This is a genomic window from Methylobacterium sp. E-025 (genome assembly GCF_022829705.1).
Classification (GTDB): Bacteria; Pseudomonadota; Alphaproteobacteria; order Rhizobiales; family Beijerinckiaceae; genus Methylobacterium.
The window spans coordinates 142364-157126 of the sequence record NZ_JAKSYR010000102.1; the positions used below are offsets into that span (position 1 = coordinate 142364).

13 protein-coding genes are annotated in these 14763 nt (G+C 71.2%); 7 read left to right on the forward strand and 6 right to left on the reverse strand.

Annotation, left to right across the window (positions count from 1 at the left end; all coding sequences use genetic code 11):
• The first annotated feature begins 114 nt into the window (after nt 1-114).
• Entirely contained in the window at nt 115-750 is a 636-nt protein-coding gene (locus MKK64_RS12895) for an HdeD family acid-resistance protein (protein ID WP_243935334.1), read from the forward strand.
• A gap of 114 nt (nt 751-864) precedes the next feature.
• Nucleotides 865-3333, forward strand: a complete 2469-nt coding sequence (locus MKK64_RS12900) for a PBP1A family penicillin-binding protein (RefSeq protein ID WP_243935336.1) — start codon at nt 865-867, stop codon at nt 3331-3333.
• An 83-nt stretch (nt 3334-3416) separates the two neighbouring features.
• Here MKK64_RS12900 and MKK64_RS12905 read toward each other — a convergent pair whose 3' ends face one another.
• The 3 genes from MKK64_RS12905 to MKK64_RS12915 all read right to left on the reverse strand — a co-directional run bounded on the left by MKK64_RS12905 (nt 3417) and on the right by MKK64_RS12915 (nt 4885).
• A complete protein-coding gene (locus tag MKK64_RS12905; RefSeq protein WP_147728280.1) occupies nt 3417-3992 on the reverse strand; it encodes a hemerythrin domain-containing protein in 576 nt (191 codons plus the stop codon).
• 63 nt (nt 3993-4055) lie between these two features.
• A complete protein-coding gene (locus tag MKK64_RS12910; protein WP_147728279.1) occupies nt 4056-4436 on the reverse strand; it encodes a glutathione S-transferase N-terminal domain-containing protein in 381 nt (126 codons plus the stop codon).
• A gap of 80 nt (nt 4437-4516) precedes the next feature.
• Nucleotides 4517-4885 (reverse strand): DoxX family protein, encoded by a 369-nt coding sequence (locus MKK64_RS12915; RefSeq protein ID WP_147728278.1) that lies wholly within the window; start codon nt 4883-4885, stop codon nt 4517-4519.
• A gap of 159 nt (nt 4886-5044) precedes the next feature.
• Here MKK64_RS12915 and MKK64_RS12920 point away from each other — a divergent pair, with 159 nt between their 5' ends.
• Both MKK64_RS12920 and MKK64_RS12925 read left to right on the forward strand, forming a co-directional pair.
• Nucleotides 5045-5425 (forward strand): winged helix-turn-helix transcriptional regulator, encoded by a 381-nt coding sequence (locus MKK64_RS12920; protein ID WP_147858081.1) that lies wholly within the window; start codon nt 5045-5047, stop codon nt 5423-5425.
• A 362-nt stretch (nt 5426-5787) separates the two neighbouring features.
• Nucleotides 5788-6948, forward strand: a complete 1161-nt coding sequence (locus MKK64_RS12925; RefSeq protein WP_243935338.1) for an alpha/beta hydrolase — start codon at nt 5788-5790, stop codon at nt 6946-6948.
• A 9-nt stretch (nt 6949-6957) separates the two neighbouring features.
• Here the strand turns inward: MKK64_RS12925 and MKK64_RS12930 are convergent, their stop codons facing one another.
• Nucleotides 6958-8451 carry an AMP nucleosidase gene (locus tag MKK64_RS12930; protein WP_409567943.1) on the reverse strand — a complete coding sequence of 498 codons (1494 nt, stop codon included), beginning with the start codon at nt 8449-8451 and terminating at the stop codon, nt 6958-6960.
• A gap of 113 nt (nt 8452-8564) precedes the next feature.
• Between MKK64_RS12930 and tsaA the strand changes: the two genes are divergently transcribed.
• The 3 genes from tsaA (at nt 8565) to MKK64_RS12945 (ending at nt 10548) form a co-directional block, all read left to right on the forward strand.
• Nucleotides 8565-9104, forward strand: coding sequence for a tRNA (N6-threonylcarbamoyladenosine(37)-N6)-methyltransferase TrmO (tsaA, locus tag MKK64_RS12935; protein ID WP_409567944.1), 540 nt, complete (start codon nt 8565-8567; stop codon nt 9102-9104).
• The gene (locus tag MKK64_RS12940; RefSeq protein WP_243935340.1) at nt 9101-9808 is read left to right on the forward strand and encodes an SGNH/GDSL hydrolase family protein; all 708 of its coding nucleotides are present in this window, start codon (nt 9101-9103) and stop codon (nt 9806-9808) included. Before tsaA ends, MKK64_RS12940 begins: the two co-directional genes overlap by 4 nt.
• A gap of 200 nt (nt 9809-10008) precedes the next feature.
• Nucleotides 10009-10548, forward strand: a complete 540-nt coding sequence (locus MKK64_RS12945) for a MarR family winged helix-turn-helix transcriptional regulator (protein ID WP_243935342.1) — start codon at nt 10009-10011, stop codon at nt 10546-10548.
• Here the strand turns inward: MKK64_RS12945 and MKK64_RS12950 are convergent.
• Entirely contained in the window at nt 10535-13600 is a 3066-nt protein-coding gene (locus tag MKK64_RS12950; RefSeq protein WP_313898913.1) for an efflux RND transporter permease subunit, read from the reverse strand. The genes MKK64_RS12945 and MKK64_RS12950 overlap by 14 nt on opposite strands.
• Nucleotides 13601-13602: 2 nt before the next feature.
• Entirely contained in the window at nt 13603-14685 is a 1083-nt protein-coding gene (locus MKK64_RS12955) for an efflux RND transporter periplasmic adaptor subunit (RefSeq protein ID WP_243935582.1), read from the reverse strand.
• Nucleotides 14686-14763: the final 78 nt, after the last annotated feature.

The window sequence follows — 14763 nt, forward strand, 5'->3', positions numbered from 1 at the left end:
CCGCTGCGCTTCGCCGCGCCGTTCGCCCCCGCGGAACAGGGCCGAGGGGAACGGGTGTTGCGGTGCGGCGTTTTCGCGCCGGAGTACCGTACCGATAACCAGCGAGCCGATGCGATGGCCCTCTCCTCCCGAACCCATCCGACCGGCGTCCCGCTCGTCGGGACCGCGCGCCTCGACGCGATGAGCCGGACGCTGGCGCGCAACTGGTGGCTCGTCGCCCTGCGCGGCGTCGTCGCCATCCTGTTCGGCGTGATGGCCTTCGTGGCGCCGGCCGCCTTCGTCCTGTCGCTGGTGTGGTTCTTCGCCGCCTACATGGTCGTCGACGGCGTGTTCGCGATCGTCGCCTCGGTCCGGGCGGCACAAGCCCACGAGCGCTGGGGCTTCCTGCTGATCGAGGGCCTGCTCGACATCCTGGTCGGCGTCGCGGCTTTCTTCGTGCCCGGCGCCGCCGTCTGGGCCTTCGTCCTGCTCGTCGCGATCTGGGCGATCGTCACGGGCGCGCTCATGATCGCGGCCGCCTTCCGCCTGCATCTGCATTTCGGACGCTGGTGGCTCGGCCTCGGCGGACTGGTCTCGATCCTGTTCGGTGCGGTGCTGCTCGTCGAGCCGGGCATGTCGGCGCTGGTGCTCACTTGGTGGCTCGGCGCCTACGCCGTCGCCTTCGGCGTCCTGCTGGTCGTCCTCGGCTTCCGCCTGCGCGACCGCCACGAGGCGGCCGGCTCGCCGATGCCCTTCCGCCACGGCGTCTGAGAGACCGGACGTCCCGGCGGACGCCACACGGCATAGCTTCGCTCCGCCCGATCATTCTAGAACGGCAGCGCCGGCGGAGCTGTGGCGTCGCACGGGCCGCCGTTCAGGAACACGATGCCTCCACCCGATTCGGATCGACGCCCCCCCGACGACGCCTCGCCCGATGCCGGTGCCGCGGCGCGGGAGGCGGCTGCCGCCGCCAAGGTGCTGGCGCGCCAGCTCGGCATCCTCGCAGCCGGTGCCGCGCGCGGCGCCGGGCGCAGGGGCCGGGAGGCGGCGCGAGCCACCGGATCGCTCGTCGGGGGCCTCGCGGCACGCCGCCGATCCAAAGCTCCGGCCGAGGCTGACGCCCCCATCGCGGGTCCGGCGACCGCCGGGTCCGCGCCGTCGCGCTTCGCCATCCGCGGGCGTTCGCTGCGCCCCGCCCTCCTGGTCGCCGGCGCCGTCGTCGCGTTGCCGCTCGTTGCGCTGGCCGGCTACGTCCTGTTCGCGTTCCTGACGCTGCCGCCGCTCGGCGGCGTGGTGATCGACCAGGGCCAGCGCGCGCTCACCGTCGAGGCCGACGACGGCCGGGTCTTCGCCACCCGCGGCGCGTTCCGCGGGCAGCCGATCACCAAGGCGGAGCTTCCGCCGCATCTCGCCCAGGCGATCGTCGCCATCGAGGATCGGCGCTTCTACAGCCATTGGGGCATCGACCTGCGCGGGCTGGTGCGCGCGGCCTGGCGCAACGCCGTCGGCGGCGGGGTGCGCGAGGGCGGCTCGTCGATCACGCAGCAATATGTCCGGCTGACCTCGCTCAACCAGGAGAAGACCCTGCGCCGCAAGATCCAGGAGGCCTTCCTGGCGTTGCGGGTCGAGTCCGAGATGAGCAAGGACGACATCCTGCTCGGCTACCTCAACACCGCCTATTTCGGGGCCGGCGCCTACGGTGCCGATGCGGCGGCGCGGCGCTACTTCGGCAAGGGTGCGAAGGCGCTGACCCTGCCGGAAGCGGCGATGCTCGCCGGGCTGGTGCGGGCGCCCTCGCAGCTCGCCCCGACGCGCAACTTCGGCGGCGCCAAGGAGCGCGCCGACGTGGTGCTGCAGACCATGGTCGAGACCGGCGCGATCACCGCGGAGGCCGCCGACGCGGCGCGGGCCAAGACCGTGACGCTGCGCACGCCGCCGGAGACGCCGCCGGGCAGCAACTACTTTCTCGACCTCCTCGCCGCCGACGCCAAGAAGCTCACAGACGCGCCGGGCGACCTCACCGTGCGCTCGACCCTCAACCTCGACCTCCAGAGCCTCGCCGAGGGAATCGTCGCACGCCGCCTCGACGCCGAGGGCGGCAAGAAGAAGATCGGCCAAGGCGCGCTCGTCGCGATGTCGAAGGACGGCGCGATCCTCGCGATGGTGGGCGGGCGCGACTACGAGGACAGCCAGTTCAACCGCGCGACCCAGGCCAAGCGCCAGGCCGGCTCGCTGTTCAAGCTGTTCGTCTACCTCACCGCCTACGAGAACGGGCTGACCCCGGAGACCGTGCTGGTCGACCGCCCGGTGCAGATCGGCGACTGGGAGCCGCAGAACGCCAACAACCGGTTCCGCGGCGCCGTGCCGCTGCGGACCGCCTTCGCGCTCTCGATCAACACGGTGGCGGCCCAGCTCGGCGAGGAGCTCGGCATCCCGGCCGTGATCGCGACGGCGAAATCCCTCGGGGTGCAGTCCGAGCTGCCGAACGTGCCGAGCCTCGCGCTCGGCTCGGCCGAGGTCACGCTGCTGGAGATGACACGCGCCTATGCCGGCGTTCTGGCCAACCGCACGCCGGTGGAGAGCTTCGACATCCACGCGATCCGCGGCGGAGCGCCGGCCCCGCTCTATCTGCGCCCCGACGCCAAGCCCGCCGCCGGCCTGCCGGGCGACAGCCGCACGATGATGCTCGATTCGCTGCAGGCGGTGGTCGACGGCGGAACCGGCAAGGGCGCGCGCGTGTCCGGCTTGGCCGTCGGCGGCAAGACCGGGACGACGCAGGATTACCGCGACGCCTGGTTCATCGGGATGACGCCCGACATGGTCGTCGGCGTCTGGGTCGGCAACGACGACAATTCCGCGATGAACCGCGTCGGCGGAGGCGACGTCCCGGCTTCGATCTTCCGCGATTTCGTGCAGCGGGCCTCGGCGCAGATGGCCAAGGGCCGCAAGCGCCCCTCCGCGGTCAAGGCCGAGCCGCAGCCGGCCGAAGCGGCGCCGCCCGCGCCCGCAGCCGCCGCGCCGGCCGCCGGCCCCGAGGCGCGCGGCGTGCCCGAGGTGATCGACACCGGGACCCTGTCGTTCCGCGGCCGCACCGTGCGGCTCGCCGGCGTCGACGGCCAGGGCGGCCACCTCGCCCGCCAGCTCGCGCGCTACCTGCGCCGCCGCGAGGTGGTGTGCGCGCCCGATGCCGGCGGAACCCAAGGCACCCGCTGCCGCATCGACGGCGACGACCTCGCCGCGCTGATCCTCTCGGCCGGCGGCGCCCGCGCCAGCGAGGACGCGCCGCCCGACTTGCTCGCGGCGGAGGAGCAGGCGCGGTCGGAACGCACCGGGATGTGGGGCGGGCGCCGCTGAGGAAACGTGCCGGCTTACCCGGGGCCTTGCATGCGATCCGGGCCCGCGGCGATCGACGAAGCGCTCCGGTTGGAGGCGGCCGTTCATAACGCGTTGTAGAACCCGATCGCCTCCTCGAGCTCGCGCTCCTCGTAGCCGAAATGCGAGATCACGATCTGCTCGAAGGTCTCGTAGATCCTGCCCAGGGCGAGGGCGTAGTCCCGGCGCGGATCCACGGCGATGGCGCGCGCGATCTGCAGGATGCGTTCGAGCAGGGCGTGAACGGTCCGGTGCTCCGCGCCGAGGCGGTCGAGGACCGGGCTCATGCTTGCGTCCTGCCTGATGGCCGGAAAGACGCTGCCTTCCTCGATGTCGTGATGCATCTGGAGCATCTGGCATTGTTGCCCGCACAGGTTGCCGAACGCGCGGAAGTTCGCGACCATCGACAGGGACGCGACGCCCTCGGACACGGCCTCGACGGTGCCGGTCCCCGACCGGAACCGGTCGAGCGCAGCGCGGACGGCGGCAAGCTCGGCGAGGTGGTGCCGGTGATACAGGCCCAGGCGCCGCCCTCGGGCGCGTTGCATCGGGGTGACGCCGGGGATGGCCGGTGCCCTGGGCCGGGTCGCGTCGTCCAGGAAGGGGATCCCTTCCAGGGTCAGGATGGGTTCGACCGTCATGGCGGGCAGGCTTTCGCTTCGGAACTCGTGGGAAGGGCGAGGGACCGGGTTCGCGCCTCCGCGTCAGCCCGCCGGTTGGCGCCTCTTCAGCTCCATGTTCTCGCGGTAGAGCAATTGGAGGCTCTTGAAGACGCCGGCGAGATACGACGCGTAGGTCGGCAGGGTGTCTGCGGCGACGCCCGCGCGTGTCGCGAAATGCGCGACGATGGCATCGGACTCGGCGGTGAGGACGCCGGGCGTCAGCTCGGCCGTCGGATAGGCGACCCGGGTTCCGGTTCGTGCGAGAAGGCTGCCGATCGCCTTCTGCTCCTTCGTGCCTTGGACGAACTCCCGCAAGGTCACGTGGTCGAGCTGCCCGGTTTCCAGGAGGAACAGGCGGACCTTGAAGCAGAACGGGCAGCCGGCCATCAGGTAGATGACGGGCTTGAACGGGGTATCGGTCATCGTCGGGTTTCCTGTTCGATGCGGGCTCGAAAGGTCGATGCGGCCGGAGCAAACGACTTCAGCCGCTATCCTGAGAGGCATCAGCACAGCCGGGCGACGGCGAGGCTCGCGACCAGCAGCAGGATCGCCGGCGCGGGCGAGGACGGCAGCACCGGGAGGTGGGCGAGGATCGCGCCTGTCATGTTCGCCGCGAGCCAGACGGCACCGAAGAACCCGTAGCCCGGCACCAGGAGGGTCGCGGCTCCGACGACTTCGATCACGCCCGTGACGATCCTGAGCCATTGCCCGAGGCCGATCTGATCGAAGAACTGGATCATGATCGGAACGCCGCCGCGCCTGGCACCGCCGGTTTCCAGGAAGGCGACGACGAGCAACGCCGTCAGGATCGGGACGGTGATGTCGCGAGCGCGCGCGGGCGCAGCTGCAGGAGCGACGAGGGTCTGCGACATGCGCGATCTCCTTGCTGGACGGTGAAGCCGGAGCGATCGCCGGTCGCGCGCGCCGATGCATGGGGTTCCGTCTCGTGCCTCGGTTTCGCTTAGTGACCGGGTCATGATATGAATTCGCGGAGCCGTCGCAAGACGGCACAAACCGGATACCGAGGTTACATGGATGTGACCGCGTCCCAGCCGAAGCACTCGCCCGAGTGCCTGCGCGTCTCGCAACTGCTGTCGCGCATCGGCGACAAGTGGACCGTGCTCGTGATCATGCTGTTGCGTGAGCGCGCGTGCCGTTTCAGCGAACTCAAGCGCGGCGTCGACGGGATTTCGCAGCGAATGCTGACCCTCACGCTGCGCCATCTTGAGCGGGACGGTCTGGTGACCCGGACGGTGACGCCGACCATCCCGCCGCGCGTCGACTACGAACTCACGGAGATCGGGCATTCCCTCGCGGAGCCGATCCAGGCGCTCGGGCGATGGGCGTTCGACAACCTCGCCCGGATCGACGCCGCACAGGCATCGTACGATGCGCGCGCGGAGGCGGCCTGACGCCACCCCATCGCACCCGTGGATTCACTGGCGTCGGTGACGGGCTCCGTCAGCGCTCGACGGCGTCCCCTGCGGCATGATCGGACGGCGCCGGGACATGCGGCGCGTGCTGTGGCGGTCACCGCGCAGGATGTCGAGGAAGCCCGATGCGAGCGGAAACGGAAGGCCCCCCGCTGCCGCATCGGCGGCGGCGACCCCGCCGCGTTGATCCTCTCTGCCGGTGGCGCCCGTGCCTTCGAGGGTCGGGTTCGGCGACAGACGGCCGTCGCCCTATCGGTCCGCGAGCCAAACGGCCTGACGCGGTCGCCGGCGGCTGCTAGCGTCCGATCCGACGCGAACAAGAACGTCTGCGGGAGGTCACGATGCGGAAACCCGTCCTGGGTCTCGCCTGGGCGCTGCTGAGCTTCGGGTCACCGGCTCTGGCCGAGCCTGCGCCCGACCATCCGGCGACCTTCAAGCCGGCGCAGCGCGAGGGCTACTTCTTCGTCGGCGGCGCCTACGAGACGGTCGCGGGCAAGGGTGCCGCCGTCGGGCAGATGTTCGTGCAGTATCACGCGCCGGTCGAGGTGGCGCAGCCCTATCCCGTGGTGATGGTGCACGGCACGGCGCAGACCGGCGTGAACTTCCTCGGCACGCCGGACGGGCGTCCCGGCTGGGTCGATCGGTTCGTCGAGAAGGGGTTTGCCGTCTACGTCGTCGATCAGGTCGGCCGCGGCCGGTCCGGCGACGATCCGGACGCCTACGGCCCCTATGCGCGGCTCGCGCCGAACGACCTGGAGACGATCTTCACCGGGCAGGAGCGCTTCGACCTGTTTCCGCAGGCCAAGCTTCACACCCGCTGGCCGGGCGGGGCCGGCGTGAGGGGCAACGCGGCGTTCGACCAGTTCTACTTCTCGCAGGTGCCGTTCATCGCCAGCGCCCTGCGCAGCGAGGAACTCGTCGACCCCGCGCTGATCGCGCTGCTCGAGAAGATCGGGCCGTCCGTCCTGCTGACGCATTCGCAGGCCGGCGTGTTCGGATGGGCGGTGTCGGACCGGCGCCCCGACCTGGTGAAGGCGCATGTCGCGGTCGAGCCGAACGGGCCGACCTTCTACGACATCCGCTTCAAGGGGGGAGCGGACTGGTACGAGAAGGTGAGCGAGGCGCGCGCCCGGCCCTACGGCATCACCCGCGTGCCACTCACCTTCGCTCCGCCGGTCTCGACCCCGACCGACCTCGTCGTGGCGCAGTCCGAGGCCCCGCTCCGTCACGGCCAAATCCGCTGCTGGCTCCAGGCCGAGCAGGCACGCAAGCTGCCGAATCTCGCCCGCGTGCCGGCCGTGATCGTGACGGCCGAGGCCTCGTTCCGCGCGACGATGGACGACTGCACCGGGGCCTTCCTCGAGCAGGCGGGCGCCAAGCCCGACCGCTTGGCGCTGGCCGAGCACGGCATCCACGGCAACGGCCACATGATGATGCTGGAGACCAACAACGGCGAGGTCGCCGACGCGATCATCGGATGGATCGCCGGCAGGCTGAAGTAGCGGCGCGGCCTACCGGAACGGCGGCTCGTCGAAGCTGCGCAGCTTGCGCGAGTGCAGGCCGTGGCGGTCGCTGCGCAGGATGTCGAGGGCGGCCAGCCCGATCAGTAAGTGCTCGGCCACCGCTCGCTCGTAGAACGCGTTGGCCGCGCCCGGCAGCTTGATCTCGCCGTGCAGCGGCTTGTCGGAGACGCAGAGCAGCGTGCCGTAGGGCACCCGCAGGCGGTAGCCCTGCGCGGCGATCGTCCCGCTCTCCATGTCGACGCCGATGGCGCGGCTGAGGTTGATCCGGCGGCGTTCCTGGCTGAAGCGCAGCTCCCAGTTGCGGTCGTCGTAGGTGACGACCGTGCCGGTGCGCAGGCGCCGCTTCAGCGCGTCGGCCTTCTCGCCCGTGACCTGCGCGGCCGCGGCCTGGAGCGCGAGCTGCACCTCGGCGAGCGCCGGCACCGGAACGTCCGGCGGCACCAGCTCGTCGAGGATGCGGTCGCGGCGCATGTAGCCGTGGGCGAGCACGTAGTCGCCGATGGTCTGCGATTGCCGCAGGCCGCCGCAATGCCCGACCATCAGCCAGCAATGCGGGCGCAGCACCGCGAGGTGATCGGTGATCGTCTTCGCGTTCGAGGGGCCGACGCCGATATTGACCAGCGTCGTGCCCTGCGCGGTGCCGTCGGCACCTTCGGACGCGAGGTGGTAGGCCGGCATCTGGAAGCGGTGCCAGGGCGAGGCGGCCATCAGCGCCGCCGGGTCGGCGGAGGCGGCCTCGCCACGCGTCACGGTGATGCCCCCCGGCATGACTAACTTGGTGAAGCCCTCCGCGCCGGAGGCGAGGCGCTCCAGCCCGTGGCGGACGAACTGGTCGACGTAGCGATGGTAGTTGGTCAGCAGGATCCAGGGCTGGACCTCGCGCCAGTCGCAGCCAGTGTAGTGCACGAGGCGACGGAGCGAGTAATCGACCCGCACGGCGTCGAACAGGGCGAGCGGGCGCGGCTCGTCGGCCATCGGCTGCCAGGTCCCGTCGGCGATCTCGTCGCCGACGAGCGAGAGCAGCGGCACCGGGAACCAGGTCGCGAGCTCGGCCGGGCTGACGCGTCCCGCGCCGAGGTCGGTGCCGGGCTCGAGCACGTAGGAATACGGGATCTCCTGCGCGCTCAGGCCGACCTCGAGCCCGACCCCGTAATCGGCCACCAGCGGCTCGAGCTGCGCCGTCAGGTAGGCGCGAAAGTCGGCGGGGCTGGTGACGGTGGTGCTGTAGGTGCCCGGCGCCTGCATCTTGGCGGTCGCGCGGCTGATGCGCGGGACCGGGCCGGCGGGCCGGTAGGTCACGCGAAGCTCCGGGTAGCGGAACTGTAGCCGCTCGGCGGCGTCCGGCGGCTTGCCGCCGTCCAGCGTGCGGGTCAGCGCGGTGCGCAGGGCCTGGGTCGCGCCGGCATGCAGCTCGACCAGCCGGTCGACGGCGGTCGCGACGTCGGCCACCGCCTCCATCGGGCGCAGTTCGTTCTCGATCACGCGCGTTCCCCGTTCAGATCCTGCCTGGCCCGTCCCGCCCGGCTCTACACCCCGGCGCCCGTGCGCGCGAGGCGGGGCTTGCGGTCGGCGTCGCGTTGCCCGAAAGCCGGCGGATGACCGATCGGGATGCTAAGAACGCGACCAGCATGGACGCCGCCGGCGACGCGTTCGCGCGCCGCGCGGGCGAGGAGGCCGTCGCCCTCCCCGATCGCGCCGATGCCGGGCTCCACTTCATCGGCCGCATCCGCACGCCGTGGACGGTTCGCGGAGACTGCCCGAAAAACGGGCTGCAGACCGACGCGGCCTGCACCGTCGCAGTCGATCCGCGCTACGCGCCGGGCCTGCAGAACGTCGAGGGCGCGAGCCACCTGATCCTGCTGTACTGGATGGACAGGGCCGAGCGCGGCCTGCTGGTGCAGCGCCCGCGCCACGCCGACGGCAGCCGCGGCACGTTCTCGCTGCGCTCGCCGGCGCGGCCGAACCCGATCGCGCTCTCGGTGGTGGAGCTGCTCGGACGCGACGGCCCGACCCTGACGGTGCGCGGTCTCGACTGCCTCGACGGCACCCCGCTCCTCGACATCAAGCCCTACTACGCGACGACCGATTCCCGGCCCGACGCGACGGTGGACCGGGCCGGAACCGCCCGCGCATGAGGCGCCGCGTCGCCGCCGGCCTCGCCGCCCTCGCCCTCGCCCTCGTCGGCACCGGCATCCTGATCGGGCGGATGCTCGCGGTCGCGCCGGTCAACGTCCGCGCCTACGCGCAGGGCCGGCTCACCGCGGTGCAGGTCCATCTCGACGAGGCGCCCGCCGACTACGTCTTCCTGGCCGGCGACTCCCACGCCGAGTTGGAAACGCCGGCACAGCGACCCTGCGGCCTGGAACTGGTGAACGGCGGCGTCAGCGGCGCCAGCGCGCCGGTCTACGCCGACCTCGTCGCGACCCTGCGGTTTCCGGTCCGGCCGCGGGCGGCGGTGCTGACGATCGGCACCAACGACATCCTGGCCAAGAACCACCCGCGCGAGGCCGCGGCGACGGCGCGCTACGAGGCGGCGGCGACGCGGATCATCCAACAAATGACGGCGAACACGGATCGCCTCGTCGTGACGGCGCTGCCGCCGATCGGTCGCGCGCTTGACGGGCGCCTCGACCCGCTCGCGGTCGCGGATTACTCGGATCGGCTCAAAACCCTGTGCGCGCGGCTCGGCTGCCGCTTCGCCGATCCCTTCGCCGCGATCCGCGACGGGGCGACGGGCTTCGCCAAGCCCGGCACGATGCGCGACGGGCTCCACCTTGCGGCCTACCGGCCCGTGCTCGGCGCGCTCGCGCCGGCCCTGTGCGACCCAACGCCGCCCTGATCGGATCCGCGCACGACCAAAAAGGTTGTGTCGGCGGAGACAAGTTTCCAGCCGGCAGGTGCGCGACGGGTGCGATCGGGTCTAAGTATTCCGGATACCGGGACGATCCGGCAACGCGCGAGCGGATGCACGGAGGAGCACGTCTTGGCGGGGCATGGTCAATGGGTGGATCGATCGCCGGCGCACAGGAATTCCCCGCGGTGAGCCGGGACGAGCCCGCCATCGTCGATCCCGACGTCTACGTCCCGGCACTGCTGACGCACCTGTCGAACACGCTGACCAACAACGCCTCGATCTTCTACCGGCAGCATTTCGGGGTCGGCCTGACCGACTGGCGGATCATGTATCGGCTCGCCTCCGAGCCGTGGATCACCGCACACCGGATCTGCGAGCTGTCGGCCCTCGACAAGGCCGTGGTGAGCCGCAGCATCGCCTGGATGGAGAGCCGCGGCCTGGTGCTGATCCAGGGCGACGCGAAGGACGCCCGCCGCCGCCTGCTGGCGCTGTCGCCCGCCGGCCTCGACCTGCACGACCGCATCACCGTCGTGGCGCTGGAGCGCGAGCGCAACTTCCTCGCCGCGCTCAGCGCGGACGAGGTCGCCGAGACGATCCGCCTGCTGACGAAGCTGGTCAACAACCTCGGCGCGTTCTCGAAGCCGGTGGCGATCCCGCCCGAGGCGGTCGCCCCTGACGAGACCGCGCCGCCGACATCGCCGCGCCGGCCGATCAAGCCGCGGTAGCGGCCGGGCGGCTCGGGGCCGGCGGCCGGATCCGGTACCAGCCGACGTAGAGCGCCGGCAGGAAGAACAGCGTCAGGAAGGTCGCCGCGATGATGCCGCCGATCATCGCGTAGGCCATCGGCCCCCAGAACACCTCGCGGGCGATCGGGACCATGCCGAGGCTCGCCGCCGCGGCCGTCAGCAGGATCGGGCGCATGCGGTGGCGGGTCGCCTCCACCACCGCGTCCCAGGGCCCGAGGCCGTCGGCCTCGCATTCCTCGATCTGGCTCACCAGGATCACCGCGTTGCGGATGATGATGCCGATCAGCGCCAGGATGCCGAGGATCGCGACGAAGCCCATCGGCTTGCCCGAGGGCAGCAGAGCCGCGACGACGCCGATGAGCCCGAGCGGGGCCACGCTCGACACCAGGAACAGCTTCTGCACGCTCTGCAGCTGGATCATCAGGAACACCGCCATCGTCAGCAGCATCACCGGCACCACCGCGGCGATCGGGCCCTGGCCCTTGGCCGCCTCCTCGACCGCGCCGCCGGTGGCGAGCGCGTAACCCTCCGGCAGGGCCGCGGCGAACGCGTCGATGTCGGCGGCGAGCGCCGCCACGATGGTCGGCGGCTGCGTCGCGTCGATAATCGGGGCGCGCACCGTCAGCGTCGCGACCCGGTCGCGGCGCCAGACGATCGGCTGCTCCAGGTCGTAGGCGATCCGCGCGAAGGCGAGCAACGGCACCACCGAGCCGTTGGCGAGCGTCACCTGCAGGCTCTGCAGGGTGTCGAGCGAGGTCCGTTCCGCCGCCTGCGCCCGCCCGATCACGTTGACGAGGTAGATCGAGTCGCGCACCTGCGTGATCGCCGTGCCGCCGACGACGCCGTTGAGGATGCCGGCGATGTCCTGGCTGGTGACGCCGAGCTGGCGTGCCTTGTCCTGCAGGATCTCGACCCGCAGCACCTTGCCGGGCTCGTTCCAGTCGAAGGTCGGCACGCCGACATGCGGGCTCCTGGCGACGATGTCGGCGAGCGCGAGCGCCTTCGCGCGGACCACCTGGAGGTCGGGCCCGCTCAAGCGGTACTGGATCGGCCGGCCGACCGGGGGGCCGAGCGAGAGCGGGTTCACGAACACGTCGGTGCCGACGAAGTCGCGCTTCGCCCGCTCCTCGAGCTTGGGGAACAGGCGGTCGCGCGCCTCCAGCGACTTCGTCACCACGACGACCTGCCCGAAGAAGCTGTTGGCGAGCTGCTGGTCGAGGGGCAGGTAGAAGCGCACCGCTCCCTGGCCGACATAGGACGACCAGCGCTCGACGTCGGGGTCGCCCGTCAGGGTCGCCTCGAACCGGTCCATCTGGGCCTGCGTCTCGGTGACCGTCGCGTTCTGCGGCAGGGTGAAGTCCACCAGGATCTCGGTGCGGTCGGAGGCCGGGAAGAACTGCTGCTGCACGAAGGTCATGCCGTACATCGACAGGCCGAGCAGCGCGACGCAGCCCGCGACGGTGAGCCAGCGGAAGCGCATCGCGGCGACGAGCGCGCGCAGGAACAGCCGCCCCATCCGGCCGGGCTCGTGGCTGTGCTTCTTCATGGTCTTGGGCAGCAGCGTCACGCCGATCAGCGGCGCGAACAGCACGGCCACCACCCACGAGACCAGGAGCGAGGCGGCGATCACCACGAACAGCGAGTAGGTGTACTCGCCGGCCGACGAGCCGTTGAAGCCGATCGGCAGGAAGCCGGCCACCGTCACCAGGGTGCCGGTCAGCATCGGGAAGGCGGTCGAGGTGTAGGCGAAGGTCGCGGCCTTCTTCAGCGAATCGCCGAGCTCGAGCCGCGCGACCATCATCTCGACGGTGATCATCGCGTCGTCGACGAGCAGGCCCAGCGCGATGATCAGCGCACCGAGCGAGATGCGCTGCAGGGTGACGCCCATGATCTGCATCACGACGAAGACGATGGCGAGCACCAGCGGGATCGAGATCGAGACCACGAGGCCGGCGCGGATGCCGAGGCTGAGGAAGCTCACCGCAAGCACGATCACCACCGCCTCGAGGAGCGCCTGGGTGAAGCCGCCGACCGCCTCCTCGACGATCCGCGGCTGGTCCGAGACGAGGTGGATGCCGACGCCGATCGGCAGCTTCGCCTCGATCAGGCGCATGCGCGCCTTCAGGTCCTCGCCGAAATGCAGCAGGTTGGCGTTCGGCCGCATGGCGATCGCCAGCCCGATCGCCGGCTTGCCGTCGACGCGGAACAGCGCGGCCGGCGGGTCCTCGTAGCCGCGGCTGATCTCGGCGACGTCCGACAGGCGGAAGAAGCGGTCGTTGACCCGCAGGTTGATGGTCTCCAGCGAGGTCTCGGACGAGAACTGCCCGCTCACCCGCACCGAGACCCGCTCCGGCCCGGCCTGGACGACGCCCGAGGGCGAGATCGCGTTCTGGCTCTGCAGCGTCTTGATCAGCGACTGGATGTCGATGCCGTAGCCGGCGAGCTTGCGCGTCGAGAAGTCGAGGAAGATCGTCTCCTTCTGCGTGCCGAGCAGCAGCGTCTTGCCGATGTTGGGCACCTTCAGGATCTCGGTGCGCACGCCCTCGACGTAGTCGCGCAGCTGGCGGTGGCTCAGGCCGTCGGCGGTGAAGCCGTAGACGTTGCCGTAGACGTCGCCGAACTCGTCGTTGAAGAACGGCCCCTGCATCCCCTGCGGGAAGGTGCCCTGGATGTCGCCGAGGCGCTTGCGGACCTGGTAGAACGACGGCTGGATCTCGGACGCCTTCGTGGTGTCGCGCAGCTGCACGAACACCGTCGCGTTGCCCGGCGTGGTGTAGCTGCGGACGTAGTCCAGGGTCGCGACCTGCTGCAGCTCCTTCTCGATCCGGTCGGTGACCTGCTCGAGCGTGTCGCCGATGGTGGCGCCCGGCCATACCGCCTGAACCACCATCGTCTTGATCGCGAAGGGCGGGTCCTCCTCGCGGCCGAGCCCGCGATAGGCGAGCGTGCCGGCCACCAGGCAGATCGCCATGAGGAACCACACGAAGGAGCGGTGCGAGAGCGCCCATTCCGATGCGTTGAAGCTACCCACGATCAGAAGTCCTGCGTGCCGGGAACGACGATGGGCGCATCCGCGAGGCGGATCGTCTGGCCGTCGGCGAGGGAGTGGACGCCGGCGACGACGACGCGGTCGCCCGCCGCCAGCCCGCTCGCGACGCCGACATAGTCGCCCTTCCGGTCCGAGACCGTGACCGGGGACCGCTTCGCCGCGTCGCCGACGGCGTTGACGATCCACACGGAATCGCGCCCGTCGGCGCCGAGGATGGCGGTGGCGGGCAGCACGAAGCGCGGCGCGATCCTGCGCACCAGCGACACGGTGATCGTCGCCCCGAGCCGGAACGCGCGCGGCGGGTTGTCGAGCGACATCCGGATGCGCCGGGTGCGGGTGCTCGCATCGGCGAAGGGCGCGGTCTCGCGCACGGTGCCGACGGCGGTGATCTCGGGGGGGCTCTGCAGCGCCACGGTGAAGCGGCCGTCCTTCGGCATGGCCGCGACGAGGTCGTCGGGGATGTCGACCACCGCCTCGCGCACCTCGGGCCGCGCCACGGTCACCACCGTCTGCCCGGCGGTGAGGTCCTGCCCGATCTCGGCGTTGCGCTGGGTGACGACGCCGTCGAAGTCGGCATGGAGCTCGGTGTAGCCCATCTGGTCGCGGGCCTTTTCCAGGCTCGCCTGCGCCTGGGTCAGCCGCGCCTGCGCGGTGTCGCGGTTGGCGACGGTGCTGTCGAGCTGCGCCTGGGTGACGTTGCCGCCTTCCATCAGGCGCCGGGTCCGCGCCTCGGTGGCGGCGGCGTTCTCGGATTGCGCCTTGGCATCCGCCACGTCGGCCTCGGCTCGGGTCATCGCGAAGCGCGGCACCACGGTGTCGAGGGCAGCCAGCCGCTGCCCCTTCTTCACGAGGTCGCCGACGGTGACGTCGCGCGCCACCACCCGGCCGGCGATCTGGAACCCGAGCTGCGACTGGTAGCGCGGCTCGACCGTGCCGGCGAACGGCCCGAACCGCACCGACGCGATCGGCTTGGCGACGGCGTACAGGACCGGCCGCACCGGCGGCGCCTTCGCCTCCTCGGCGGGCTTGCAGGCGGCGAGCGCGAGCAGCGACGTTCCGACGAGGATGGAAGGGGCCCGAAACCGCCCCCCTCCCCCCCCTGCGCGGGAGGAGGAAGGGAAGGCGGCGGCAAAGAAACGCTCGAA

Bases quoted from the DNA above. Each gene is read 5' to 3' on its own strand.
- MKK64_RS12940 (WP_243935340.1), top strand. From the start codon at position 9,101: ATGAGGCGCCGCGTCGCCGCCGGCCTCGCCGCCCTCGCCCTCGCCCTC.
- MKK64_RS12905 (WP_147728280.1), bottom strand. From the start codon at position 3,992: ATGACGGTCGAACCCATCCTGACCCTGGAAGGGATCCCCTTCCTGGAC.
- MKK64_RS12920 (WP_147858081.1), top strand. From the start codon at position 5,045: ATGGATGTGACCGCGTCCCAGCCGAAGCACTCGCCCGAGTGCCTGCGC.
- MKK64_RS12925 (WP_243935338.1), top strand. From the start codon at position 5,788: ATGCGGAAACCCGTCCTGGGTCTCGCCTGGGCGCTGCTGAGCTTCGGG.
- MKK64_RS12915 (WP_147728278.1), bottom strand. From the start codon at position 4,885: ATGTCGCAGACCCTCGTCGCTCCTGCAGCTGCGCCCGCGCGCGCTCGC.
- tsaA (WP_409567944.1), top strand. From the start codon at position 8,565: ATGACCGATCGGGATGCTAAGAACGCGACCAGCATGGACGCCGCCGGC.
- MKK64_RS12900 (WP_243935336.1), top strand. From the start codon at position 865: ATGCCTCCACCCGATTCGGATCGACGCCCCCCCGACGACGCCTCGCCC.
- MKK64_RS12895 (WP_243935334.1), top strand. From the start codon at position 115: ATGGCCCTCTCCTCCCGAACCCATCCGACCGGCGTCCCGCTCGTCGGG.
- MKK64_RS12910 (WP_147728279.1), bottom strand. From the start codon at position 4,436: ATGACCGATACCCCGTTCAAGCCCGTCATCTACCTGATGGCCGGCTGC.